We start from the raw sequence: 25,671 nt of genomic DNA on the forward strand, positions 1-25,671 counted from the left end.
TTCTATCATAAAGCCTGCGTTCTGAATTGGCAATCAGCGGGCGGCATTGTAGTTATCTTGTAATAATGTATTCACTTTTTTTATTCCTAGAAGTAACAATTAGTAATCCATGCAGAATAGTCTGAATACCTTCTTTGACACATAATTCCCCCCCTTGTTAAACTAAAACTATACGTTTTAATTAGCTAAAGTAGTAATTCTAATAGAGAAGAGGTTCATCATGACAGATACTTGGTATTATGTAGATACAGGACATGCTACTCCAGCTTTCAACATGGCCATGGATGAAATGCTCCTCGAATGGCACAGTAAAGGGGAAATCCCTCCTGTTTTACGCTTTTACGGCTGGTCTCCCGCCGGACTCTCCATAGGCTATTTCCAAAAGGTAAATGGGAAAATAGACGTCGACGGGGTAAACCGTCATGGATTCGAATTGGTACGACGCCAGACTGGCGGTCGGGCAGTTCTTCACGATCAGGAACTTACCTATAGTGTCATAGTTTCAGAAGATCATCCAGACATGCCAAAATCGGTCAAAGAAGCCTATCTGGTCATATCAAAAGGGTTGCTTCACGGCTTCAGAAACCTTGGCATTCAAGCTGATTTTGCCATTCCAGAGGAAAGATTAGAAACAACTGGGTCTGCAGTCTGCTTTGAAGAGCCTTCCTGGTACGAATTGATTGTCGATGGCAAAAAAGCAGCCGGAAGTGCTCAGACCAGAAAAAAAGGCGTTATTCTTCAACATGGATCGATTCCGTTTCACGTCGACGATGGTAAACTGTTCGATATGTTCCTATATCCAAATGACCGTGTGAAAGAACGAGCACGCCGAGCTTTCGGTGACAAAGCTGTCGCAATCAACGAAATACTCACCGACCCCGTCGATTTCAATCAAGTGAAAGATGCTTTTAAACGAGGATTTGCATCTGGACTTGATATCAAATTAGAGCCTTTTGAACTTTCCAGTAAGCAATGGGAAGCCGTTGAAAAATTGGCAGATGAACGATACAGAAACGATAGCTGGAATTTTTCCCGTTAAACTACATTGAAGGAGTGTCAGCAATGGCTAAAAAAGAAGAGTACATAAGAAAACCGGAATGGCTGAAGATTAAGATCAATACCAACAAATCGTATAATCGTTTGAAAAAGTTGATGCGTGACAAGAAATTGAACACAGTCTGTGAAGAAGCCCGCTGTCCTAACATCCACGAATGCTGGAGTGAAAGAAAAACAGCTACGTTTATGATTCTCGGTGATACGTGTACACGAGGCTGCCGATTCTGTGCAGTAAAAACCGGTCTTCCGAACGAACTTGACTGGGGCGAGCCGGAGCGAGTGGCTGAATCTGTTGAAATAATGGATCTCAAGCATGTGGTGGTAACGGCAGTTGCACGGGATGACTTGACGGATGGCGGAGCAGCGGTTTTTGCTGAAACAGTCAAGGCAATCCGCAGGCGTGTCCCAGGTTGTACGGTAGAAACACTTCCTTCTGATATGAAAGGCGATTATGAAAGCCTGCACACATTAATGGAAGGAAAACCGGATATCTTCAACCATAATATCGAAACCGTCCGCCGTTTGACGAAACGAGTACGTGCCCGTGCCATGTATGATCAATCCCTGACATTGCTGAAAAGAGTTAAGGAAATTGCTCCAGATACACCAACGAAATCAAGCATTATGGTCGGACTTGGCGAAACAAAAGAAGAAATCGTCGAGGCCATGGATGATTTACTGGCACACAATGTGGATATTATGACAATCGGCCAATATCTGCAGCCGACTAAAAAACATTTGAACGTAGAACGTTATTATCACCCTGATGAGTTTGAAGAGCTGAAGCAAATCGCTATGGAAAAAGGATTCAGGCACTGTGAAGCAGGTCCTATGGTCCGGTCTTCTTATCATGCCGATGAACAAGTGAACGAAACATCCGCTCAGCGTCGTATTAAATATATGAAAGGTTACGAATCTCAAGGCGAAGAATTGGATAACGTGAAATTCTAAAATTTGGGAGCCAGGGTATTATAGTACTTTGCCGAAACACCAGCTACCTGCTATAATAAATCCTGAAGAGTTTAAAGGAGGCGGCAACACATGAAGTTAGCATTAATCATCGGAGTCAGCGTAATGTTTTTGACATCTATCTTTACAGCTGGATATGACGAAAAGCCAGGTACACCACAAAAGAAATAAATACTTAAATCAAGCCCGAATCCAATAAGATTCGGGCTTTTCCTATATCATCACAAAAAAGAACGCTGGATAAATTCCAGCGTCCTGGCGCATTGCTGTCCAGTTGAAGAGCCAGCTTTCTTTTTCACTTTAAACCCGGAAAATTCTGTTGTCGTAACGCTTCATAAATCATGATGGCAGCAGAATTCGAAAGGTTGAGCGACCGCATCTTACTTGTCATGTGAATCCGTAAGCATTGGTCTTCTTTACCTGCTAGTAACTCTTTTGGAATACCATCTGTTTCCCTTCCGAACACAAAAAACAATTCTTCTTCTGAATCACTGTAATCAAAGTCAGTATAGTGTTTGCTTCCAAAATTCTCAATATAGTAAAAGCTGCCTTTGGGATGAGCCTCATATAATTCATCGAGACTATCATAATAATGGATATTGACATCGTGCCAATAATCAAGGCCAGCACGTCGCAGCATTTTATCTTCTGTTGAAAAGCCAAGCGGGCGAATCAGATGAAGCGTTGTGTCTGTAGCCATGCAGGTTCTGGAAATATTTCCAGTGTTGGCAGGAATCTCTGGTTGGAACAATACTACATGTATAGCCATTTCTTTCACCTCTGGTTGTTGATTGACCTGCCTATTATAACACAATCTAACCGCCAATCCGGAAAAATTTATACTTGATATTCGGCGTATAGGCGGTCGAATCCTCATATGACCAATAACGGTGCCTGCTGTTGGTCGTATGGGCATTAACAAGCGGCATGCCCTCACTGTTCTTCATTACTACAATCGTATTATGATTCCACCTGCCATCTCCTTCAAAGTCATAACAAATCACATCTCCCGGTATCAAATCCTTCGGGGAATCCATTTCCTGCACCTTCAACCCTTGGCGCGCTCCGCTTAAGTACCACCTGAAAGCATGGGCGACAGCCCAGCTGTAACTCCATGACCGGTCATTATACCACCAGCCTTTCCCCCTATTCGGTGCTCCCCACATCGGCACTCCGCCAGCTCTCAGGCATTGAGAAATAAAATTGGTACAGTCATTCGTAAAATGACGGTAGGCAGGATTGTAGCTGTCCCACCAACGTTCGGCATATCTGACAGCACTCCGGCGGTCATAAGTGAATCGCAGGGAACCTGCTCTTTCGAGTGGAATCGGTTCATATTTTACTTCGTCATGGATCTCTTCCGTCTTTTCTTCCCTGAATTCATGGGTGAGCAGTTTACCATTTTTCCATATTGCCTGACAGTCAATTTCCGCTTCTTCTACATAGATATCCTGCTTTTTCCTAATGACAAAATACATTTTAAGATGATAGTTCCAGTTTGTCGACTTATCTCGGGAATGAATACGGTGGTAGGGCTGAACCTGACCTGATATCCGCACAATCCGGTAACCGTTTTTTTTATGTAACTGATATTTTTTATACAGCCAGGGCACAGCCTCCAGCTTTTCTTGTGAGCTCAATATGTCCATCCAGAAGTCTCGCAGGAATTTTCCACTCGCCATCAGCACCACCCTCCCCTTTTCAGTTTATGAAAAGAAAAAGGGCTTCAAAACAAAAAAAGAGCGTAAAAGATTATATCATATCTTTTACGCCAGCTAATTCTCTTTAAAAACCATTTGTGGACTTTCCAAATCAAGCAAATGCCTCTTTTTATCAAGACCGCCATTATAACCGACCAGTTTTCCGTTAGTACCGATGACGCGGTGGCACGGGATTATGATAGTAAGCGGATTACGATTAACAGCACCACCAACTGCCCTGATTGCTTTTGGCGCCTGGATGGCCCTCGCAATTTCCTTATAAGATCTCGTTTCCCCATAAGGAATTTCTTCATACAAAGCATTCCATACTTTTTGTTGAAATGGAGTGCCATGGAAATGAAAGTCTATTGAAAAATGCTCACGTTCGCCCTGGAAATACTCGATGAATTCCTTTACGATTTCTCTCATCTTCTCTTCATCCCGAACGAACTCAGGGCAAAGGTAGTATTTTTTTGCCCAAATATGATGATGTCTGGCCAGATGATCGTAATTACCAAAGTCTGCCCGGCAGAGTCCCTTCTCATCAGCAATCACCGTTATAGGTCCGATGGGGGTTTCTAACTCATCATAATATAGAAAGGAACGTTTACCCATAAACAACCCCTTCCGGTAAAAAAGTTTGTTTCATTATACTAGAGTTAACATATAATTGGAAGGTCCTCCTAGATTAAATTCGCTGAAAACCAAGCCCTTTTTCCATCTCATAAATCACCTGTTCATCCACTTCCCCGTCCAAAGCCTCTTCAATAGCTTCAAACACCCCAGGAGAACCAATTTTTCCCAGGCTCCATGCTGCAGTTCCTCGTATAACTGGACGGGGGTCTTCTTTCATCAGCCTTATCAGTTGTGGGACAGCTGCTTCCTCTTTAAAATGTCCCAGGGCAAGGATAGCATTCCTCTGAATCGGCTTCTTCCCTCTCCAAGAACCAGCAATTGGTCCGAATTTTTCTTTAAACTCTCGATTGGATATCGACAATAACGGTACCAATTTTGGTTTTACTACCTCTGGATCCGGCTCAAATTCCTCATGCAAATGAAAATCCTTGCGTTTGTTTTTCGGGCATACCGTCTGGCATGTATCACAGCCATAAAGCCTGTTGCCAATTTTCCCCCTGAACTCATCCGGAAGAAAACCTTTGGTTTGGGTAAGGAAGGCAATGCATTTGTTCGCATCGAGCTGCCCTCCCTGAACCAATGCTCCAGTCGGGCAGGCATCGACGCAAATATTACAGTCACCACAGCTGTCCTCGACGGGACTGTCAGGAGAAAACGGGATGTTGGTCACCAGCTCTCCTAAATAAACATAGGATCCATACTCTGGTGTAATAATGGCACAGTTTTTTCCGCTGAAACCTATCCCCGCCCGTTCTGCCACAGCGCGATCAGCCAGCTCTCCTGTATCCACCATTGATTTGATATTCGCTTCCGGGAACTTTTCCAACAAAAACTTCCCTAGCTTCTGCAGACGATCACGTAGGACATCGTGATAATCCTGCCCCCACGAAGCACGGCAGAAAATACCACGCCGCTCCCCTTTTTTGCCTCTCGGAGCATCCTTCATTTTGGAGGGATAGGCTAAGGCAATCGAGATGATGGACTGTGCTTCAGGCAGAAGCCTTTCCGGTTCTGTCCGTTCTTCGATGGTCCCTTTTTCAAAACCGGATTGATAGGAAAGGTCCTGCTGACGCTTCAAACGGGCTTTTAATTCTCCGAACACATCAGCTGAAGCAAACCCGATTTTATCAATACCGATTTCTTTACTGTAAGCAATAACTTCATCTTTAAACTGATGGTAATCCATATCCTATCCCTCCTTTCCATATATTATCGTCGTAAGTCTTTCACTTTAGCTGTCCGCATCCTGTTGAGTGTTGCTGCTATTTCAAAACGTCTAGGACGAGCAAGCTCCCCAGGATGCTGGTCCTTAAACGGAGCAAAGGATGCAAGTCCTTGCTCGTCCAGCTGTTGTTCTATATTATCCAATAACTGCGAAAGAGAAATTTCCTCTTTCAGCATGTCCTTCTTTTCCATGACGAGAAGCATATCAGCAATCATCCGTGTCTGTGACGGGTCAACAAGCTGCTCTACATAGTGAAGGGAAATATCTGTCTTGCCCATCATGATATGAGTTTTGCTTTTGGCCTGTACCTTTGACTTCTTCCCTCTTTGTGTTTGCAGGCTATTTGGCATGAACCTACGCTCAGGCACCTGCCCAAAGCTTTCTTCAAGTTCCACTTCACGCTGATGGGGATGTTTTTCAGCTATATCCTTCGCCTTTTCGGTAACATTATAAGGAAGATACTGATCCATCATGATCACCTGGTCAGCTGCATCAAAATAGTCACCAGAGCCACCCATGACCAGAATCGTTGAAACATCCAAATCTTCCTTCATCTTCTTGACCTTATCAATGAACGGGGTGATTGGTTCTTTTTCTTTCACCACAAGTTCCTGCATCCGTTCATCGCGGATCATAAAATTGGTGGCACTCGTATCTTCATCAATCAATAATGTGCTTGCACCTGCTTCCAAAGCTTCTACGACATTCGCTGCCTGTGAGGTACTGCCACTGGCATTCTCGGTTGAAAATCGTGTCGTATCCGTCCCATGAGGAAGATTTTTAATGAACGGGGAGATATTAACAGTAGATACCTTCCGTCCATCCTCAGCCCGGACTTTGACTGCAGAAGGGTCAGTAAGGACATACTCCCGTCCATCCCCTTTAATATGAGGATACACCCCGCGCTCTATCGCATTCAAGAGGGTACTTTTACCATGATAACCTCCACCTACAATCAGAACGATACCTTTTTTAAGAGCCATTCCAGTCACTGGCTCGTCACGATGAGGAAGGTCTATGCTAACTCGATTCACCTCCGGGCTTTCAAAAGGAATGGCATCCTCCATCGGCCGTTCACTTATGCCACTTTTCCTTGGAAGTACGGAACCATCTGCTACGAAGGTTATCCAGTTATTTTTCTTCATTTCTTCCCGAATAACACTGTGCTGGTCCGCCAGCTTAACAGCATTTTCGATCTCCGTATCACGAATGTGGAAAATAGACTTATCAAGAATTTCAGGGATAACATCAAAAAATAACTTTTCAGCCTGTTTACCATTGATTCGCCGCCCATTAGCAGGCAACCCAACGGTCAGACATATGATCGTATGGTCATTATTCAAATCCACCGCTGTTCGTTCTAAAACTTCCTGGCCAGGGCGGTCTATCGAAACCATTCCGCTTTTACCTGACCCTTTGACATTTGAATTGGTATGGTTGATTACATTGGCAATATAACGATTAATCACATCTTCAGCATAGATTCTGCGATTTTTGTCCTGAAGCCATTCGGGTTTCATTGCTCGTTTATTGTAAGGAACCTTGATTCTGATTTTTGAAGGGGCTGCAAATGGATCCCCCTGAACATAGTCAATCATCAGGTGAAAGTTTGAAAAGGAGTAACTTCCCTGTATTTGCTTATATCCTTTATAACTTTTTCCGTCAATTTGGCGTAATTGCTGCTGAAGTCGTTTCATCATACATCCTCTCCAATCTTTACATTATTAAGATTTCCTTATAAATGTATCCAATAAGCACACATAAAAAACGCAATGCTTCGTCTCCAAGGAACGAAACACTGCGTTGGCTCACATAATCAGATAGTACTCGGTTAAAATCTATCAAAGAGCGGGTGATGGGAATCGAACCCACATCATCAGCTTGGAAGGCTGAGGTTTTACCACTAAACTACACCCGCATGTTAGTAAATGAATGTTGCTATTGATTGGCTCACGAACAGTCATGCCTCTTCCTCTGCATGCATTTGCTTCGAAGTAGTATCCGTCGAGGCAACTCGCAGTCGATTCGGTGGAAGCTTTGCTCGTGGCTGAGGTTTTACCACTAAACTACACCCGCATATAAAAGAATACTGCATCTGCTTCGAAGTCATGTCTATCGTGTACTTGATGAAGTGATGTTATATATTATAACAATCGATGTTTTCTTGTGCAATGAATAACATAAGATTTTTTGTCGAAATGAAGGATTTTTTTTGATGAGTAAGGCGCTAGAAAATAAGCGCCTTCTAATTTTAATTAGCTTTTAATTGCCTAATGCTTTCCAGCCGCTCTTGCAATCTTACCAAAGAGGGATGTTTGCTAGAACGTCCGCTTGATCCTTCATCGGCAAGAACCTCGAGAGCCTTATGAATGACATCTATTTCTTTATCATAGGATTCCTCTTCCCGATATATAGCAGATAGACGTTCGTAAGGAAAAACACCGACAAATCCTTCATCGACGTTTTTTAAATAAAGTTGCTTAGCAGCTTCAATGTTCCCTTCATTTTCAAATTCTACTGCTTTGATATTTCTCATAATCTGTGAATTATGTTCAGCGCCGGTAATCGATTGATTATCTAAATCAGACCCATCTTGGGATGAAAACCTGCCCGTTTTGAAGAACTCGATTATCTTCTCTAACATTTTACTCATCTCCCCTTTACCAGAATATTCTCGACTATTTCTTGGTAAGAATTGTATCTTACTATTGAATTCTTTTCCATAGGAATTTGGAAAGGGAAGTTCCCTATTTCTTAATACACAATTTATTAACAAAGTTTAGGTTATAGTAATATTACACCTGTCAAGAGAACGGATGAAGGGACATGGCGAATTCTTTGTCCATCATTTGGCCAGAAGAACGGACACCAAGAGCTGGTGAGAATTTTAATATATGCGGCTTAATAGAGCATGAATCCCGTATGATATGGGGGAAGGAAATCCAACAGCTCCAATTATGATTATACAAGACAATCCTAGGGCACGTGAATATTCTAGATAAGCTATATAAACACTATTTTCATTGATGGTTTATCGCTAAATTAGTACTTTATATTAAAGTACTATTATACGCAAAAAAGCCAATGCTCTGAATAACTCAAAGCACTGACTTTTTTGAATTGTTAGTACCGGTGGCCGGGGTCGAACCGGCACTCCCGAAGGAACACGATTTTGAGTCGTTAAAAAACCCTTACCGTTCCCCTATTCGAGTAGAACTCGATGATATCAACGTTCATATAGCATCATGCGTTACCTCCGAAGCATAACCTTCGACGATTACGTGACTTTTGTTTGATTATATCTGAAATTGTGTACGCATACAAGCGTTATTTCATGCGGTGATTTTGGTCTTCAACATTCTCAAACATATGTAAACAGTCTTTTTCTCCTTTATAAACTCGATCAACCATAGTGAGAGAACGGCTTTGGTCTATAATAAGAGTTTACTATCGTTTACATCCAACGAACTACCGTTCAATCTCATTAGCATCTGAAGCCCATCGAGGACTAACTTCCAAACTCAAGGGGGGCGATTTTTCTTTTACCTATTCGACATAATTAAATGAATGATAATATACCAAAAAAGATGGTAAATATTAACCCTACAATGGATACGGGAACTGACCACTTATTTTGCTTTTCTATTCTTTCTAAATATTCTTTCCTGATTTGTATAGAAGTGGACATCTCATCGAGTTTTCTCATAATCGATTTTTTATCGTCCTTCTCTAAAAAAGCCACTATATCGTTCATTATATTTCTATCCGCTTGTGGTAACTCTGAAAAGGGTGAAAGTTCTTCGTTTTCTTTTATGAATCTATCAATTTTATCTTTCCATTCTTTAATTTTTTCCTTGCTAAGCTTTTCCCCGTCATTTGTATGTAGTTTAACTAAGTATTCTCTTAGTAATTCATTTAACCTAAACCTATAATTATCATTTTCGAGTGTTAAATTATTAGTTCCTTTATAAAGATTATAAATATCGTCTAACGAAGCAATAGTTTCCATTTCCAATCCTTCATCTAGTACTTTATAGAAGTTTTCCTTCTTCTTTTTTTTCCTTTCATTTCTAACCTTAAATAATTTTTGAAATGACATTACGTAAGTCGCAAGAGCAAGAACTAATGTACTAACAAATGAATATGAGTCAAATAAGTGAATCAACTTAATGCTCCTTTCGATTTTTGAATTTGTAGTCATAACTTAAAAGTATTGACCATGATAATGCTTCCTGATAAAATCGCACCATCAGACGTAATCATAACTTACAGTCATAAATGGAGGGTTAAAATGACACGATACGGATACGCAAGGGTATCGACCAAAGGACAGGATGTAAACGCACAAATTAAGCAGCTTGACGAAGAAGGTGTCAATTACATATATCAAGAAAAGTTTACGGGCACAACCAAAGAACGTCCCGAGTTTGAACGAGTCCTTACCGTTCTGGAAGAGGGCGACACATTAGTCGTTACTAAGCTCGACAGGTTTGCGAGATCAGCACACGAAGCTCTCGGTATAGTTAAAGACTTATTTGATCGTGGAATACGGGTTCATATATTAAACATGGGAGTTGTAGAAAACACTCCGACAGGTAAGCTTATTTTTACGATAATGTCGGGTTTTGCGGAGTTTGAACGAGATATGATTGTTGAGCGTACTCAAGAAGGGAAAGCCATCGCAAAACAAAGTGAGGACTTTCGAGAAGGTCGTCCGAATAAATACGGCAAGAAGCAAGTGGAACACGCTCTCGGATTACTAGACTCGCATTCTTATACCGAGGTGGAACGAATGACGGGGATCTCTCGCTCCACTTTGACACGAGCTAAACGAAAAGCAAAAGCAGAAACGAAATAAGGAAGAGAGTTCGGCGGTACGACGATAAGGTCTGCCGTCTTTCTTATGCCCCCAAAGCCCCCTCCTTACATTCACTACAACTGACCCCAAGAAATTGCGAGATATAATTTTAAACTCAGGGGTATAAATGCAAAATTCATTCATAGGAAAGTATATCGACAGTACCTCCATCTCTGTATAACAGTTTCCATGTTTCTCTATCCATTTTTCCCATGGCTATTAACTGCACAATAAATTCAACCCATGTGTCTTGATACACGTAGTCTCCATGAACTTCGTCATAATGGCAATAGGAGGTGTTCGTTTCAAATTCATCTGTTTCACTATTACTATTTGGACGCACAGAGAAAATACTGTACAAACAGGTATGGTCATATTGCTTAAAATCTATAGTAACCCTGTTATTAACTTGTTCAACTACATCGCTCGGCTTAAGTCTGCCCGGATTAATTACTTCTTTTCTCACTACTTTATCTTTAACTATCGTTACCAAATGTTCATAGCTCGCTCTGTCTTCGTCTGATAAGCTATCCCACTTCACAAATTCCACAGATAAATCATTTCTATCTGTGTTTGAAATTTTAAGGACTTGTATTAGCTTTATACTAAATTCTTGAGAATTAAATATCTCTTCATCGAGTGAGTTTCTATAATCCTCTATATACTTCTTTAGCTCATTCACTTCTTTAGATAAGAGCTTTCTATTAGATTGACGCTGCTCTTCTGTTCTAAAGCTAGAAAATTGCAATGAAAATGCTAGACTTTCATTCAAAGCATATTTTTCACCGAACAACTCCATTAAAGTATTCTCATAGTTATACAGTAAAGATTGACATTCTCCAAAGATAATATTACCAATCTCATCTTTTTCAACGTGCCTATGCTCTATTTTGTTGCGTAGACCGATGAAAAACTCTAGATTATCCTTTACAGCAAAATCCAGCTGATTATACTTATTTATACAAGTTTTTAATTCCCATGCTTTCTTTTCTCCATCCACTCTTATGTACCTAGTGCCTTCTTTATAATAATATTTATCACCTATTGTGTGATTAAAATGTGCATGAAACAGACGTGTCCAAGCCATAATCATTAAAGTAATATAGTTTTCAACCCGAAAAAGTGCTCTAGGTTTGTTATAAACTTCGACCGCCAGTAAAGCAGATTCAATAGAACTCTCCAATAATGTCTTTGTTTTTCCACGTCGTAACAATTAACTACATCTCCTTTAGTTATCAGACATTTCCACCCAGAATTTTACCATATATTAGATATATAGTTCATTAAAGTACACTAGAGTAGAGTTTGTAAACCTATAAAACTGACACCAAAATAAAGGCTGCAATTTCAAATGTTTTTGCAACTCAACGTCTATACCAAGGAGTTATCATTTCACTCTCATACCCACATATGGATTTAATAGTTTCCTCTAAAAAATACATCCCTTGCAAGTAAACTGTATATTTTGAATCTGTATCTACCTTGTAAAAGTTTTTCTTCTTCACAGGATGGACAAAGTTGTTTCTAAAATCTACAAACATAAATACTCCGTCATTCTTATAGTTTTCTATTAGCTCTTCAGACAATGGTACTATTATCTCTCTAGAAATATTCAATTGATAACAAAGAAGTTTAAGTATATCTGAAAATCGTAGTTTCTTATATGCGTCCTTTTCGAGAATCAACTCTTGGGAGACTAGATAAGTCCAAGCTAATTGCTCTAGAGATACCTGAGTCGAGATAATGGCATTCTCAGTAAAAGAGGTACTTTTAATTTCTAAATACCAGTTCAATGTTATTTTTAATACATCTTCCCATACCTCTTCATTCAGTTTTGTTGCTACACGTGAGAAACAAGTGTTGAAATTCTCAATATCACCAAAAGGAACCCATCCATGAACATCTTGGAAATGAGATTGTCGATCATTTTTCATAGTGTATTTCTCCCATACCTTTCTACCTTCTTTAAAACCTAATTGGATAGGAATGAACACACTTTGACCTGAACCAAAAGAAAGATACCATTCAACATTTTCCACTAAATTATTGATTTCATCTGTTTTAAAGCTCTCATTTGATTTTTTGGATATAGTACCGACATGAGTAATGTCATATGATCGGTTTCTTTTCAAATTATCATAATGCTTAGTCGTATCCTTATCAGGTCTAAACTTAAATTCAACTTTCCAATCATCGTATTCAAACATATATTCTTTATTATTTAAATATGTTGAACCAATATGACTACAGTTGAAAATAAAAATTACAACCTCGTCCACTAAAGTGGTTTCAGATTTAATTTCGTCTAGAAAAATTCTAAATCCATCAATGTTATTATCATCGTTATATGTAATTTCTCCTCCACTCTCACTTAACAAATATTCATCTAAGGAAATATCATAATCAAGCAAGCTGGGTTTTTCCCGTTCTTCAAAACCCTCACCCAGATTCAAGTCTTCTACAGCAAACAGGTGAATTCGTGGATAAGGCGACATACTGAAGATAATATCTGCTCTTGTATAGATAGTATCCTCCTCATATGATAGAGATATTTTGTCGTTGTAGATTTTAAATAAATCAGGACTTAACAAATGTTTATATAAATCATCATTGTTACTCATATATTCACCATACCTTTTTCTGTTTATAATTTTATTACTTTGATTCACCCTCCCAATTCGATGCGATAACGTTCTTTCTCACCAAGTGCGTAATATTCGCAATAAAATCCACGAACTATTATCGACTAACTCAACGCCCCCCTCAACACGAATTATTTCGTGAAGATTTCGTTTAACACACTTTAAGTACTAATTTCGTTGGAACATCAGGAAAAATAAGGATTGGAACAGACCAAATTTTCGTTCGTGCCACTCCGCCTTTGTGTAGACTATCCGAAAAGAATCTAATTCATATCCTTCGTTCCTGAAGAATTTTAATCATTGTTCCGATCATCGATATTTACTTCTCTAGTTAACTTGCACTTTATCGGAAAGCTAAACCCTTACTACAATAAACAACTCATAGCACACGAGAAACCTCTGAGGTTAAGACTTAATGAAGTAAGAGTAATTAAATCCGCTAATTAGGAGACCAACTAGAAAATTAGTAGTACTTAGCTATGATTTCGGGTTCAATATTTTCCGTAGCCTTTACCGTATTTCGGACGTACTTGGAAGTAGTGCAGGTCTGGATGTTTCCTGATTTAAATCTGTGGGTGGCTTCAGCTGTTATACTGCCTCTCATAGCTTTCATCCTTAAGGGCGGGTTTCGATCCATCGTTGGGATTTGCTTCTTAGGGGTGGTGCTTCCGTCTTTCTTGGTCCTGACTATTTATTTTCCCTTGCAGTATGCCCACTTTGGCAATTTATTGCCGGTAGGTGGTTTTACGATCAAAGAGATGGTCATTTCAACTAGGAACATGGTGTTAAGCTATTTGAGATTCGAATTAACATTGTTTTATTATGGATTTATAAAAATGGCAGAAAGATCTCAGAAATGGGCGCATCTGGGGAACGCCGTAACTATATTTACTTATCTGGCGTTAAGCATAATTTCTTTTGCTTATTTTCCAGCATCCTATATAAAAAATGCAGAATGGGCTACCTTAATTATGTGGAAAATAGTTGAGTTCCCTTTTCTGGAGCGTTTCGAATATATCGGTGTCACCACCTGGATGATGGTAATCATGCCTATATTGTGTTTGTTTTTATGGGCGGCTAGCCGAAATATGAAGCATCTTTTTCCCCATCTTCAGCAAAAAACTGCTTTATATATGGGGTTACTGCTCATGTTTTTAGCTGTAGGATTTATACAAACACGATCTCAAATAAGCCTATTAAATTCAATTACTTCACAGTTTGGAATATTTTTTTTAGGTAGTTATATTCCCTTGCTCTATATACTAACGTTACGTAGAAGGAAGTAGGATACTTTGAAAAAAATAGCCCTTTTAACCATCGCAACGCTTCTTTTCTTAACATCCTGTGTCATGCAGACGGAAATCGTGGATGATATTGCTCTTGTCACCGCCGCTGGTTTCGATGAAGGGAACGGAGACAAACTATTGGCCACACTCTCTGTCCCTTTTTACAGGTCGAATACCGATGTCACCAACAATATATATCAAACAAAAGCTTATTTTACCAAAGATGCAATCGACTTGGGTAGTGGTAAGTCTGAACGCCCCATGGTCATCGGACAGAGTGAAGTGGCTATTTTCAGCAAGGCTCTGGCAGAGAAAGGACTAATGGAATATTTGGATACCTACCAGCGAGATCCCAGCATTAGTACACGTTTATTTGTTGGATTAGCCAAAGATAAAAGTGCTTCGTTATTTAGAGGGGAAACTTCTTTACCCAAGGATAATGGAGCCTTAATCAGAGGAATGCTCAAACATAACATTGAAAGGAATTTTCTTCCGAAGACAAATTTGCATGTCTTTCTGTTTGACTACTACCAAAAAGGCAAGGATCCATTTCTTCCCATTATTGCGAAAGAACAAGGCTTATTCACCCTTGATGGTCTAGGTTTTTTTAAGAAATCAATATATAAAGGATCAATTGATTATGGATACGACACAATGGTTTTTCGACAACTAAAGGAATCCTTTAGCCATGGTTCCTATACCATAAAGATTAGTGACAAAAAGATAGCTTCTCTTCAAAATATATCCTCCCGAAAAAAAGTAAAAGTCGACTTTGGAAAGTCCAAGCCGGTCATTAATTTCAACATTCGTATGGAGGGGTATATGCGTGAGTATTCAGGTAATACAATAAACAAAAAAGTGATACAATCCATTACTTCCCATATGGAAAAGCAATTTCAAAAAACCTCGGCAGATTTGCTTACGAAGTTTGAAGAATGGGAGGTCGATCCACTAGGCCTAGGAAATGAAATAAGGAAATACAAACGTGATTGGAAGGAACATGAATGGAGGAACATTTATGATAAGGTAGATATTCAAGTGACAATCCATATAACAATCAAGGAAACTGGAGTAATTGCATAGACATTAGGTGAATCTTGACAGATAGAGCTGCGTTATAAATTAAGAAATTTATAATTGTAAAAGGCAGTCAAGAAAGGGAATTAGAGGCGCAAGTCAATTTTTAGATTTGCGCCTTTTGGTGTAGGTAATGCATCATTTACTCCATTACATTAATCTTCATTTTGATACCTTTAACAAATAATCTTCTAATTGATGGAAAGTGCTTGAGAACCCTTCCCGAACCATGTCTTGTGATTCCCCAAAGGTTTTAAGTTCCTCTTCAGTTACTGATATAGGAGTCACTGTAGCTGCAACAGTTGTTTTTCCTTTCTCATCGTTAAACGTTATGCTATTAAGGGTCTCCAACGGCCACTTTGTGTTAAACGGGGCACGTATAATATTACCTTCCTCATCAGAAAAGAAACTGGTATAAACAATATGCTCTGGTACAATAATTTCTCTGTATACAAACTTAACCCACATCTCATCACCTTCGGGAGGTTTCTGGCTGTAATGAAAGACACCACCTACGGCGAAATCTGATTTAAAAACATTAAACGTCCACCCTTTTGGCCCCCACCAGTTCTGTAAATGTTCTGATTCTGTGAACGCCTTAAACACCAGTTCACGTGGAGCATTGAAAGTACGAGTGATTTTGACTTGAGTTGACATTGTGTTTCCTCCCAACTTTTTGTCTTCCCTTTCTTTTAACACACTCCAAGAAATACCAACTTCCCTCCCTGAATATTACGGTATTCTTTCAACCTAAAGCATATGGCCTTGATTGGCTTTGGGAAGGGGAATTCATTCCGCAATTTCACACAATGCTTTGCGAAATAAATTAACTACTGAAGAAACCACTGTTCTCATTAAATACCATTTTACAGTCAAAAATATGTCTCTTTAACATAAATATTCCTTTTTAAGAATATACCATCACCGGAATATTCCAGTCAATGAATTAAATCGTTTATATTAATCTAACATGGATAACAGAAAAGTTAAGCTCTTTTTGATGTATATCATCTCTAAATGATGATATACATCACTACCTAAATTCTTACCGGTAAGGTATTTTCAAATAGGGATGCTATCTTGAAAAAATGTAACCTTTCATACCATTAAAACGATAAATATGATGTAACAAAAGGAAAAGGAAAGGAATTTGCCTATGTCTCATTTATTTGTTGTCAATGTAGAAGCTGCTATTGTCAGAGGCCAGGAATTTTTGATTATTAAACGTGCAGAAAAAGAAGTTCATGCTGGAGGCTTGTATTCGCTCGTAGGTGGGAAAATGGACTTCGATGCGAGCAGCTTACAAGTATTGGAAGAAAACGTAAAAAGAGAGGTAGCAGAGGAAATAGGAGTGGCATTGCACGACCCATTAACGTATATACATAGCAATACGTTCAAGGCTGGGGATACCCAAGTCTTAAATATTGTATTTTTAAGTGAACATTTTAACGGACTTCCTTACGTAAAGAGTAAAGAAGAAATTTCAGAAGTCACCTGGATGGACGGACAAGAGATTTTGCAATCGAGCGTCATTCCGACATGGACCAAAAACAGTGTGGAATTATCCATTAGATCGTTAAAACAGAAAAGAGGGCTGGAACAATGAAAATTACGTTAAAGAATAACGAAACACTCGCATACAAAGTACGACCGGGAGGAGATTTGAACCTGCTTTTGATCCACGGAAATATGGCTTCTTCCGAACAATGGGATGTATTCATGGATCAGTTGCCTCCGGCCTATACTGTATACGCCATCGATCTACGGGGGTATGGCAAATCCACCTATCTTACTCCTATCCAATCCATCGGAGACTTCTCCGAAGACATCAAATTATGGATGGATGAATTAGGAATCAAGACTACGCATGTGATGGGCTGGTCGAATGGCGGTGGAGTAGCCATGCAATTGGCGGCCGATTATCCGGAGCGTGTCGAGAAAGTCGTCTTGTTAGCATCGATGTCCACGCGAGGATACCCGGTTTATCATACTGATGGCCAGCGCTTACATACCAGAGAAGAGATAGCATCAAGCCCCGGGCTGGAGATGCTGGAACAGGCGCAAAAGAATAACAACCGTCTCTTTTATAAAGCCGCTATGGATCAAATGCTTTATACCAACAAGCAACCGAAGGAGAATAGATATGAAAAATATATCGATGTTGCTCTGGAACAACGCAATATCATGGATGTTGCCTTTGCGGCGAACCGATTCAATATCAGCACCATTTCTAATGGCGTGGTGAACGGTTCTGGAGGGGTAAATCGGATTACTGCGCCAGTTTTGGTGTTATGGGGAAAAGAGGATCGCATAACCACAGAAAAAATGACCAAAGAAACCCTTTTGGACCTCGAGGAAAATGGCGTCGAAGTAACTTACTGCCTTTTAGACACAGGGCATGCGGCATTGATCGATAATCAGGAAGCAGTGCAGGAAAAAGTAATGAAGTTTTTAAATGACTCTCCTTTGTAGATTACGTTTCGAATAGATTCACTCCATATGAAGAGGAGATATAAGATGCCTAAGTTGAAATTAGTGAAATTTCAAATATATGACTTTGAAGATTACTTTAGCCTTGTATCAGATAAACAAGTAATGGCTCAAATAACGGAAAGAGCGATTCCGCTGGAAGAAGCCCAAGTAAACTACGAAAAGTTATTAATGCGTAATTCGAAGCATGAGATATTAGGATCCTATAAAATACATGACACAAATACCAGCGAATTCGTGGGTCTTGGTCATTTGACGTGGAATGAGGATTGTAAAAAAGAAGCCGAGATAGGGTATATGTTAGTCCCTAAACACTGGGGAAAAAGGTATGGAACAGAAATTGCCAAAGAATTGTTACATCTTGCTAAACAAACCGATATAAAAAGATTGACAGCTACCATTGATCCCCAAAATAAAGCCTCTAGAAAGATTCTCATTAATCTAGCATTTACTTCTGAAAAGATCGGTGAGATCGACGGTTTACCCGGAGAAATTCTAAGTAAAAGTTTATAGCGGCCAAAGGTTGAAGGAGGGCTTGGCATCGAATATGTAAGGGATTATGTGATGTATATGGCGATTTTTGGGATGTGTAGTTTTATGTGGTTTGGCTGGGCACAGGAGAATCCCAGAAAAGGCTGGCGGAAGTATATTGGATCGGCCGCGGTGGCAGCACTCTTGGTAGGTTTAATCGGAATCTACTTAAGTGTGACCAATTGGCACGAACCCACGGCCTTATCTACTACCACTGCCTACCATCAGTATCTACTGGTCGTTACAATCGAGTTTCTTTTGGCAGGGATCGGGGCCTTCCTATTGATAAAGCGAAAAAAGAAGGACTATATCGCTCCATGGATTGCAGGTATGGTAGGTATCCATTTTTTCTGGTTAACCAGTATTTTTAATGATGGCAGCTTATCTATTTTAGCAGTACTGCTGATTGCTGTGGCCTTGGTTTCCTTATTCCTATCAAAAAAACTGCAAGTGGCGAACAGTGCTATCACCGGGGTTGGTTCAGGGACGGTGCTGTTTGGTTTTGCGATTGCAGGATGGATCCGATTCCTCCTTGTATAAACGTAGAAAACCTTTATCCACATGCTTGCAGACGATAAGGTTTTCCTTAATAGATTCATATAATTTTCGGAATCACTCGACTAATGTTAGAACGCAGCAACACTTTCGAAAGCGCGACTCATGCATAAAAAAAACAGCAAAAAAGGGAGGAGTTTACTTGTTAAAAAACAGCTTGATCACATTGGCCGTCCTTAGTTTGACTCCTTTTCCCGCAGCCTCCGCAGAGACTGTTCTTGGCTCTACAGACCAGGGAGAGACGGTAACAAGCCAGGAATATAGCCAAAATAAAAAAGACCGGATCTTACCGGAGGAATTTGGAGAGGCCTTTTTACAAGGACACTACTTCAAAATTTATCAGCAAACGAGTGAATCATTTCGGCAAAATGTTTCGTTTGCCGATTTTAAAAGCTTAGGGACCTCCTTCAACTGGGGAGTGACCACCTATGAGCTGAAAACGAGCTTTCGGATCAATAAACACCAGACGCGTTATGTCTGGGTTAATGGAGAAGCGTCCAAAGGCATCCAGCTCGTATTCGATAAGCATGGCACGATTCAAGAGCTTTACTTAACCCCATTGGTATCTTATCCAGAGACGGATCACATCTATACGAGCAACACGTACACCATGCCGATTAAAGAAGAATGGTTTGTCTTTTGGGGAGGAACGAATCAGTTGATCAATTATCATTATGTGTATGAAAACCAAAGGTATGCTTATGATTTAGTAAGGAAAAAGCATGGAAGCACCCATCATGGAACCCCAACGAAAAATAAGCATTTCTACGCTTTCGGCGAAGAAGTAGCTGCGCCGGCGGATGGGAGAGTCCTACAAGTGGTCGATGGAATAAAAGATAATGTACCGGGAAAAAGGAATACGGAACAACCTTTAGGAAATTACGTGATTGTTGCCCACGATAATGGGGAGTACAGCCTGTTGGCCCATTTCAAGCAAGGTTCGATAGAAGTGGATCCTGGGGACCGTGTGGAAAGAGGAGAATTATTAGGCTTATGCGGTAATTCAGGAAATTCGAGCGAACCGCATATTCATTTTCAGGTTATGGATTCTCCGGATGTATTCGAAGGAAGCGCGATTCGTATACGATTTCAACAAAGAACTTCCCCTATACAAGGGGAGTTTGTTGAACCGATCGATTAATCATCCACTAATTTACAAACCTCTTATTCAAGAATGGGAGAAGATGGGAGACGCAAAAAGGAGAGAATGAATTGGACAATAATAATCGGTTAGATGATTCTCCATTCCATTATCGAGTTAACGAAAATTAGTAATGGCAAAGATAACTGGTAACTTCAAAAGAGGAAGTGAGCGGAATCATTCGACAAAATAGCCCCTCCTTTCCTCGCTGGGGATTGTGCTCAATTTCCATCCCATCGAAGATAGAAACAGTTTTCGAAAGCTTACATTCGGGTCAAGAAAGCTTTTCTTCAAAAGGAAACTAGGAAAACAACCGCACACAAACGTTTACATTTATGGATACTTAGAAGTACTCCTTTTGGGTTTTAAAAAAATTACAGACGGGGAGTTAGGAATATGAAAATAACACAAGTGTCCGAAAATATTTGGAGTTTAAGAACGTGGGCGATTATCCCGATTCATGTTTGGGTAGTGACGGAGGAAGACGGGCTTACCTTGGTGGACGCTGGAATTCCAACAATGGGAAAAGGCATTCGAAAGTTCCTGAAGCAATTAAAAGCTGGACCCTTGAAGCGAATCTTACTGACTCACGGGCATTCGGACCATGTGGGGGCTTTAAATAAAGTCTTACAAGAACAACCCGTGCCAGTCTATGCGCATCGAATGGAGATTCCTTATATGGAAGGGGAAATCACCTATCCTGGTCGAAAAAAGCCTGCACAATCGATTGAAAAACATCTTGCCCAGCCTCTAAAGGAGGACGAAAATGGCAACCTACTCCGAATGGGGGCATTAACGCCTTATATCACACCGGGACATTCACCGGGACACGTCGTTTATTATCATGAAAAAGATCAAGTATTGTTAGCAGGAGATCTATTCACTTCAAAAAACGGAAAGCTTCACAGACCCATTCCTATGTTCACGGCTGATATGGAAAAAGCAATCAGAAGTAGTGAAGTAGTACGCCAGTTAAAACCAAAACGACTAGAAGTATGCCATGGAAATCCAGTACTCCATCCAGTAGAAGATTTAGATAATTATATCGATAGGACGCTTACAAAACAAAAAGTTCTCAAGAGTTAATAAGAATACACTTCATTACACGGCCTCTACTTTTTTGCAACTTGAAAAATCACAAAGGATGTTTATCATGGAAAACCTCTGATAATCATCACTACTCCATCTTTTATATTTACGGTAATGTAAGAGAACACCTATGGAAAAACCTTTAAGGGACTCGGATCCGTCTGTTGGTTTGTCAGCAACTCCCGTCCCCTGGAGAATACAAAATCAATCACAGAAAGAAGAGGATAGACATGGCTTCCATTCCATACGGTTATCTCCTGCCTGCGCTACTTGTCCTCTGGTGTCAAGGCGCTGTATGGCTGCCTCGCACGTGGGCCCGTGTGAGGCCACCGTTCGGTTTGCCATTTACCGTCAATGAATTGCCGGGCTTTGCCCTGGTCATTTTTTTGGGGCCGACATGGCTGGCGTTTAGCACTGGGGATATTGATTCCATTGCCGAATGGTGCGCGTTCGGGTTAACCATAGTCGCGTCCTTAGGTCTAATCGGGCAAATCTACTTCGGACTGCAGGCATCTTCCACTATCCACCGTGCGCTTGACAGAGGATTTGGGAAAACAGATTGGCGTACTTCTATACCTCCTCGAATGGCGTTACAATTAGGAAGGTCCTTTACCCCTATTGCCTTGCTCGGACCTTTTTTGATACGACGGCATGATGTACGACGCATCGCAAACATCCCCTACGGGAACGCAGGACTAAGAAATTTACTCGATATCTACCAGCCCCGATCCCTGCCTACCAGTGCTCCTGTATTGGTCCACCTCCACGGCGGAGCGTTTGTCCGTGGGAAGAAAAACCGGGAAGGGCTTCCGCTTCTATATCGATTGGCGAGTAAGGGGTTCTTAGGCATCAGTGCCAACTACCGCCTCCGGCCTTCCGCCACTTTTCCGGACCAGTTGATCGATATCAAAAAAGTCATCGCCTGGATACGGGAATACGGCCAGGAATATGGCGCTGATCCTTCCCAGATTTTCATCGCTGGGAGCTCAGCAGGGGCGAACTTGGCGGCGCTGGCGGCCCTTACCCCGAATGACCCATCCTTGCAGCCAGGGTTCGAGGAAGTGGACACAGCGGTCGATGCTGCCATTTGCCTGTATGGCTATTATGGCTCCGTCGACCTCCACGCAGGAGTCCCTTCCTCTCCGCTGGCATACACCAATCCAGAGGCCCCGCCGTTTTTCCTTGCCCATGGCGATCGGGACACGATCGTACCTGTTGAAGAAGCTCGGCACTTCCAGGCTCATCTCCGTCATGCTTCCTCCCAGCCGGTCATTTACGCGGAACTTCCAGGGGCAGAACATGTTTTTGATCTTTTTCATTCGATTCGTAATGAGGCAATCCTGCATGGCATCGAAGCATTCACTGCATGGGTACGGGCAAACAACGGGAACAACTTCCCTCGTTGATCCCTTCAGGATAAGAGTATAGGGAGGCTCCCACAAAAAAGTCCGCCCCCTTTTTACGGGTAGTTTCCATCGTTTAGGCACCTCTCTATGATCAAAAGTCTTCAAGGTACTGCCTGATTATTCTGGCATTGAAAAGATTTAACCTCCAGTTTGTTTGCCCAGGATAAGTAAAGATGTGCCATAATCGGAAGGAATATCGTAAAAAATAAGAAATACAGAATAACCGTATCCTTTTCAAAATAATCTAATAGGATAGAAATAATCATGACCCCTAAAATACTTCCTATCTGGCGTACAAGATTTACTAAAGAGGAGATCTCATTGTGGTACATTTTATTAGTCGCCATAAATGCTACGTTCATTAATACAGGAGCAATTGCTCCAGAGAAACCTAAAACGATGAAGCTGAATGAAAGGAAAAGGGGGACGGCTAATATCGTAAAGTAAACGAACAGAAGCATGCTTCCTATAACCAAAGCAAATAGGCAAAGCTGTTGTGTTAATGTTTTCCCAAGTTTATTAACTAATATTGGTGATAAGAATGAAGATAGGAGCATGGCTGATACGGTTAAGGGTAAAAATTTAATTCCTGTCTCAAGGGAAGATAAAAATAAGCTGTCTTGAAAATAAATAGAAAGGAAGTACATAATTCCATAAATCGAAAAGTTGTACGTAAATCCATTCATTAAGCTTGAAATATTCAATTTTGAAAACATTTTCCGGTGGATCACATGTGTGAGATTCTGATGGAAGTTCCTACCGTAAACACAGCCAAAAATCAGTAGAATCATGATTCCTACTATGAACAAAAATGGCGATTGACTAATCATTTTGTACTCATGCGTAACATATACAGAGGTTAAAATAAGCAGCATAACAATGATTTGTTCTTTCATGAACATAGGGGTCTTTTCTTTGTTTGAATCTTTAACCGATATCAATGCTGTCACAATAACAAGTAAAGTAAACGGCACATTGATAAAGAAAACACTTTGCCATCCCCAGGCTTCATTTAAAAACCCATAGGAGAAAAAGCAAACCCTATGCCTGAAGTACCTGACCAAATTCCAAACGCAATGGCTCTTTTTTGAGGATCTGATACTGTTGAAGATAAAAGGGTTGTTGCAATGGGGGCGAACAATGCCGCACCAACCCCCTGAATGATCCGAGAAATGAGTAGTCCCTGATAGGTCGCTGCTAAACCACAAAATAATGAACCAAACATAAAAATGGTAATCCCTGCAATAAAGGCATGTTTTGGGCCTAGTCGTTTACTAATCCTAGCAAAAAACATGATTAGCGAGGCAAACGTTAAAACATAGCTGTTTACAACCCATGTAGTTTCGGAAATCGTCAAATCCAACTGCTGTCGTAAGCTTGGAATAATAATGCTGACAATATTAGTATCTAAAATAATTAAAAAGGTGCCAATACAAATACTTACTAAACTGATAACCTCTTGCCGTGTAAATGTCATTAACCCCACACTTCCTTCATTTCAAAAAATTTTGAATTGTATTTAGTTTACTTCAAAATAATTTGAAATGTCAAGGAGGAATGGGTATAATAAATTTATGAAAACTAATCATCGTGTAACAGACGTCTTTAAAGTACTCCAGGATCCAATACGAATTCGAATTATTGAGATGTTGCGATTTGATCAGGAAAGGAGAGAATATTTACCGGATACAATTGAGGCAAAAAACGGATTTTGTCCAATGGATGTTTTGGCTATTTTACATGCTGAAGACATTAACATTTCCAATACCAAATTGTCTTACCATCTCAAAGAACTAAAAGACAACTCCATGATTTATTTAGTAAAGGAAGGAAAGCGTAATTTTTATCTATTTAACAGCGATAGCTTAGAAACGATCATACGCTGGATTAATAGCATCGTTCGATAACTGCCAATCCTTAATAAAGTAAAGGCGACCGACTATATTGAAGACAGTTGATTAAAGAATGGTCGAAAGCATGATCTGAGTAGCTCGCTTAAATAATGGTGAAGTTCGGAAAAGTATCAGAGAGAAACTATCATGACATTGGACACTTTTACTAGCAGGGAAGCATCCATTCTTTGAATGAGCTTTTTTCGCTCTCTGCTTTATTTTTTTCTTTTAGAAGAGAGGTTCCGCTTGAAACGCTTTTTGTTTATTGAACAATCGCCCCCGATCGTTGTTGAAGACTTGATTTCAAGATATCTACAATGAAATATCTGAGTAAGTCGAATGTTCATCATCTTTAATTAACCTAATTTAATCTCCCCATCAATAAAGTGTTGTAATAATAACCGTCACATAACAACTTGTCTTTTTGTAATATACCTTCTACCATAAAACCATATTTTTTATAAAGGTTTATAGCTTTTTCATTTGTCTCGAGAACCTTTAAATTAATCTTCTTTATACCATTTGCATCTGCCCATCTAACAGATTCTTCTAAAAAGATCTTTCCTATTCCATATCCCCAATAAGCCTTTAAAACACCTACACCAAACTCTACCTTATGGGAAGTTCTCTTTAATTCATTTCCTTCGCATCTTGAGAAACCAACAATAACCCCCTTAGTTTGAGCAACTAAAAAAAGATTGTTATGGCTTTTGGAGTCATTCTTGATAATTTCCTTAAAAGCTTCTTCGTCTATGTATGACTCTCCTTGAACTCTATCTAAATTTTCAGTTTCACCATCAATCTGTAACCTTACTTTAGACAGAGCTTTCGCATCTTTCAATTCGGCAGACCTTACTATGTAATAAAGGTTACCAACATCAAATTCTTTTGAGTCTACTATCAATTGATTTTTCCTCCTAAGGCGTATATAAATACTTTTCATTTGGAGTCTTAAGTTCTTCAGTAAGCTCCTTCATATTGTGCTCAATCACCTTTTTTCTAATAAAATCACTATCTTCTTGTTTCCATTGTTCTACTATATTCATAATTACAGTGAGCCTCCTTTTTGTTCTACCTGGCTTATAAGAAATATTTAATGCACAACACCCCCAATCCTG

General features: G+C 40.1%; 25 protein-coding genes, 1 tRNA gene and 1 pseudogene. 13 read left to right on the forward strand and 14 right to left on the reverse strand.

The features are described 5' to 3' along the window. Positions 1–220 precede the first annotated feature (220 nt). Together JOC33_RS00565 and lipA are read left to right on the forward strand one after the other, a co-directional pair. Positions 221–1,039 (forward strand): lipoate--protein ligase family protein, encoded by an 819-nt coding sequence (locus JOC33_RS00565; protein WP_239533925.1) that lies wholly within the window; start codon positions 221–223, stop codon positions 1,037–1,039. Between the two features lie 23 nt (positions 1,040–1,062). Next, positions 1,063–2,007: a lipoyl synthase gene (lipA, locus tag JOC33_RS00570; protein ID WP_205089995.1), complete on the forward strand. Its 945-nt coding sequence runs from the start codon at positions 1,063–1,065 to the stop codon at positions 2,005–2,007. A 313-nt stretch (positions 2,008–2,320) separates the two neighbouring features. Here the strand turns inward: lipA and trmL are convergent, their stop codons facing one another. The 7 genes from trmL to JOC33_RS00605 all read right to left on the reverse strand — a co-directional run bounded on the left by trmL (position 2,321) and on the right by JOC33_RS00605 (position 8,230). Continuing rightward, the gene (trmL, locus tag JOC33_RS00575) at positions 2,321–2,794 is read right to left on the reverse strand and encodes a tRNA (uridine(34)/cytosine(34)/5-carboxymethylaminomethyluridine(34)-2'-O)-methyltransferase TrmL (protein ID WP_205090000.1); all 474 of its coding nucleotides are present in this window, start codon (positions 2,792–2,794) and stop codon (positions 2,321–2,323) included. Between the two features lie 46 nt (positions 2,795–2,840). Continuing rightward, the gene (locus JOC33_RS00580; RefSeq protein WP_239533926.1) at positions 2,841–3,707 is read right to left on the reverse strand and encodes an amidase domain-containing protein; all 867 of its coding nucleotides are present in this window, start codon (positions 3,705–3,707) and stop codon (positions 2,841–2,843) included. 93 nt (positions 3,708–3,800) lie between these two features. After that, positions 3,801–4,340, reverse strand: coding sequence for a methylated-DNA--[protein]-cysteine S-methyltransferase (locus JOC33_RS00585; protein WP_205090001.1), 540 nt, complete (start codon positions 4,338–4,340; stop codon positions 3,801–3,803). Between the two features lie 73 nt (positions 4,341–4,413). Further along, positions 4,414–5,547: a tRNA epoxyqueuosine(34) reductase QueG gene (queG, locus tag JOC33_RS00590; RefSeq protein ID WP_205090007.1), complete on the reverse strand. Its 1,134-nt coding sequence runs from the start codon at positions 5,545–5,547 to the stop codon at positions 4,414–4,416. A gap of 23 nt (positions 5,548–5,570) precedes the next feature. Continuing rightward, positions 5,571–7,283 carry an ABC-ATPase domain-containing protein gene (locus tag JOC33_RS00595; RefSeq protein ID WP_205091490.1) on the reverse strand — a complete coding sequence of 571 codons (1,713 nt, stop codon included), beginning with the start codon at positions 7,281–7,283 and terminating at the stop codon, positions 5,571–5,573. Between the two features lie 150 nt (positions 7,284–7,433). Continuing rightward, a tRNA-Gly gene (locus JOC33_RS00600) sits at positions 7,434–7,504 on the reverse strand. Between the two features lie 333 nt (positions 7,505–7,837). Then, positions 7,838–8,230 (reverse strand): hypothetical protein, encoded by a 393-nt coding sequence (locus JOC33_RS00605; RefSeq protein ID WP_205090009.1) that lies wholly within the window; start codon positions 8,228–8,230, stop codon positions 7,838–7,840. A gap of 182 nt (positions 8,231–8,412) precedes the next feature. On the opposite strand from JOC33_RS00605, the gene JOC33_RS20460 reads away from it, so the two are divergent. Then, positions 8,413–8,547 carry a hypothetical protein gene (locus JOC33_RS20460; RefSeq protein WP_275576954.1) on the forward strand — a complete coding sequence of 45 codons (135 nt, stop codon included), beginning with the start codon at positions 8,413–8,415 and terminating at the stop codon, positions 8,545–8,547. Positions 8,548–9,145: 598 nt separating this feature from the next. Here JOC33_RS20460 and JOC33_RS00610 read toward each other — a convergent pair. Continuing rightward, positions 9,146–9,751, reverse strand: a complete 606-nt coding sequence (locus tag JOC33_RS00610; protein ID WP_205090013.1) for a hypothetical protein — start codon at positions 9,749–9,751, stop codon at positions 9,146–9,148. A 126-nt stretch (positions 9,752–9,877) separates the two neighbouring features. Between JOC33_RS00610 and JOC33_RS00615 the strand changes: the two genes are divergently transcribed. Then, positions 9,878–10,444 (forward strand): recombinase family protein, encoded by a 567-nt coding sequence (locus JOC33_RS00615; protein WP_205090019.1) that lies wholly within the window; start codon positions 9,878–9,880, stop codon positions 10,442–10,444. 136 nt (positions 10,445–10,580) lie between these two features. On the opposite strand, the gene JOC33_RS00620 is transcribed toward JOC33_RS00615, so the two are convergent. Both JOC33_RS00620 and JOC33_RS00625 read right to left on the reverse strand, forming a co-directional pair. Then, positions 10,581–11,657, reverse strand: a complete 1,077-nt coding sequence (locus JOC33_RS00620; protein ID WP_205090020.1) for a DUF3644 domain-containing protein — start codon at positions 11,655–11,657, stop codon at positions 10,581–10,583. Positions 11,658–11,808: 151 nt separating this feature from the next. Continuing rightward, complete coding sequence (locus tag JOC33_RS00625; RefSeq protein WP_205090021.1) at positions 11,809–13,113, reverse strand: YopA family protein; 1,305 nt, start codon at positions 13,111–13,113, stop codon at positions 11,809–11,811. Positions 13,114–13,565: 452 nt separating this feature from the next. On the opposite strand from JOC33_RS00625, the gene JOC33_RS00630 reads away from it, so the two are divergent. Both JOC33_RS00630 and JOC33_RS00635 read left to right on the forward strand, forming a co-directional pair. Further along, positions 13,566–14,372: a GerAB/ArcD/ProY family transporter gene (locus JOC33_RS00630; RefSeq protein WP_275576955.1), complete on the forward strand. Its 807-nt coding sequence runs from the start codon at positions 13,566–13,568 to the stop codon at positions 14,370–14,372. A 6-nt stretch (positions 14,373–14,378) separates the two neighbouring features. Next, positions 14,379–15,455 carry a Ger(x)C family spore germination protein gene (locus tag JOC33_RS00635; protein WP_205090023.1) on the forward strand — a complete coding sequence of 359 codons (1,077 nt, stop codon included), beginning with the start codon at positions 14,379–14,381 and terminating at the stop codon, positions 15,453–15,455. A 156-nt stretch (positions 15,456–15,611) separates the two neighbouring features. Here the strand turns inward: JOC33_RS00635 and JOC33_RS00640 are convergent, their stop codons facing one another. Then, positions 15,612–16,106 (reverse strand): SRPBCC domain-containing protein, encoded by a 495-nt coding sequence (locus tag JOC33_RS00640; RefSeq protein ID WP_205090028.1) that lies wholly within the window; start codon positions 16,104–16,106, stop codon positions 15,612–15,614. Positions 16,107–16,605: 499 nt separating this feature from the next. Here JOC33_RS00640 and JOC33_RS00645 point away from each other — a divergent pair, with 499 nt between their 5' ends. From JOC33_RS00645 to JOC33_RS00675, 7 genes are all read left to right on the forward strand, one after another. After that, on the forward strand, positions 16,606–17,055 hold the full coding sequence (locus tag JOC33_RS00645) for an NUDIX hydrolase (RefSeq protein ID WP_205090030.1): 450 nt from the start codon (positions 16,606–16,608) through the stop codon (positions 17,053–17,055). Then, complete coding sequence (phaZ, locus tag JOC33_RS00650; RefSeq protein ID WP_205090031.1) at positions 17,052–17,921, forward strand: intracellular short-chain-length polyhydroxyalkanoate depolymerase; 870 nt, start codon at positions 17,052–17,054, stop codon at positions 17,919–17,921. Before JOC33_RS00645 ends, phaZ begins: the two co-directional genes overlap by 4 nt. Before the next feature lie 45 nt (positions 17,922–17,966). Then, the gene (locus tag JOC33_RS00655; RefSeq protein ID WP_205090032.1) at positions 17,967–18,452 is read left to right on the forward strand and encodes a GNAT family N-acetyltransferase; all 486 of its coding nucleotides are present in this window, start codon (positions 17,967–17,969) and stop codon (positions 18,450–18,452) included. Positions 18,453–18,536: 84 nt separating this feature from the next. Next, positions 18,537–19,010, forward strand: coding sequence for a hypothetical protein (locus tag JOC33_RS00660; protein WP_239533928.1), 474 nt, complete (start codon positions 18,537–18,539; stop codon positions 19,008–19,010). Between the two features lie 157 nt (positions 19,011–19,167). Further along, positions 19,168–20,166 carry a M23 family metallopeptidase gene (locus tag JOC33_RS00665; protein ID WP_239533929.1) on the forward strand — a complete coding sequence of 333 codons (999 nt, stop codon included), beginning with the start codon at positions 19,168–19,170 and terminating at the stop codon, positions 20,164–20,166. A 396-nt stretch (positions 20,167–20,562) separates the two neighbouring features. Further along, complete coding sequence (locus tag JOC33_RS00670; protein ID WP_205090033.1) at positions 20,563–21,252, forward strand: MBL fold metallo-hydrolase; 690 nt, start codon at positions 20,563–20,565, stop codon at positions 21,250–21,252. Positions 21,253–21,485: 233 nt separating this feature from the next. Continuing rightward, positions 21,486–22,661, forward strand: coding sequence for an alpha/beta hydrolase (locus tag JOC33_RS00675; protein WP_205090034.1), 1,176 nt, complete (start codon positions 21,486–21,488; stop codon positions 22,659–22,661). Positions 22,662–22,762: 101 nt separating this feature from the next. Here JOC33_RS00675 and JOC33_RS00680 read toward each other — a convergent pair. From JOC33_RS00680 to JOC33_RS20465, 3 genes and pseudogenes are all read right to left on the reverse strand, one after another. Beyond that, positions 22,763–24,138, reverse strand: a pseudogene (locus JOC33_RS00680) (MFS transporter). Positions 24,139–24,914: 776 nt separating this feature from the next. Next, complete coding sequence (locus JOC33_RS00690; RefSeq protein WP_205090040.1) at positions 24,915–25,457, reverse strand: GNAT family N-acetyltransferase; 543 nt, start codon at positions 25,455–25,457, stop codon at positions 24,915–24,917. Positions 25,458–25,470: 13 nt separating this feature from the next. Further along, the gene (locus JOC33_RS20465; protein ID WP_275576956.1) at positions 25,471–25,599 is read right to left on the reverse strand and encodes a hypothetical protein; all 129 of its coding nucleotides are present in this window, start codon (positions 25,597–25,599) and stop codon (positions 25,471–25,473) included. Positions 25,600–25,671: the final 72 nt, after the last annotated feature.

The organism is Thalassobacillus pellis (assembly GCF_016908295.1).
GTDB lineage: Bacteria > Bacillota > Bacilli > Bacillales > Halobacillaceae > Thalassobacillus > Thalassobacillus pellis.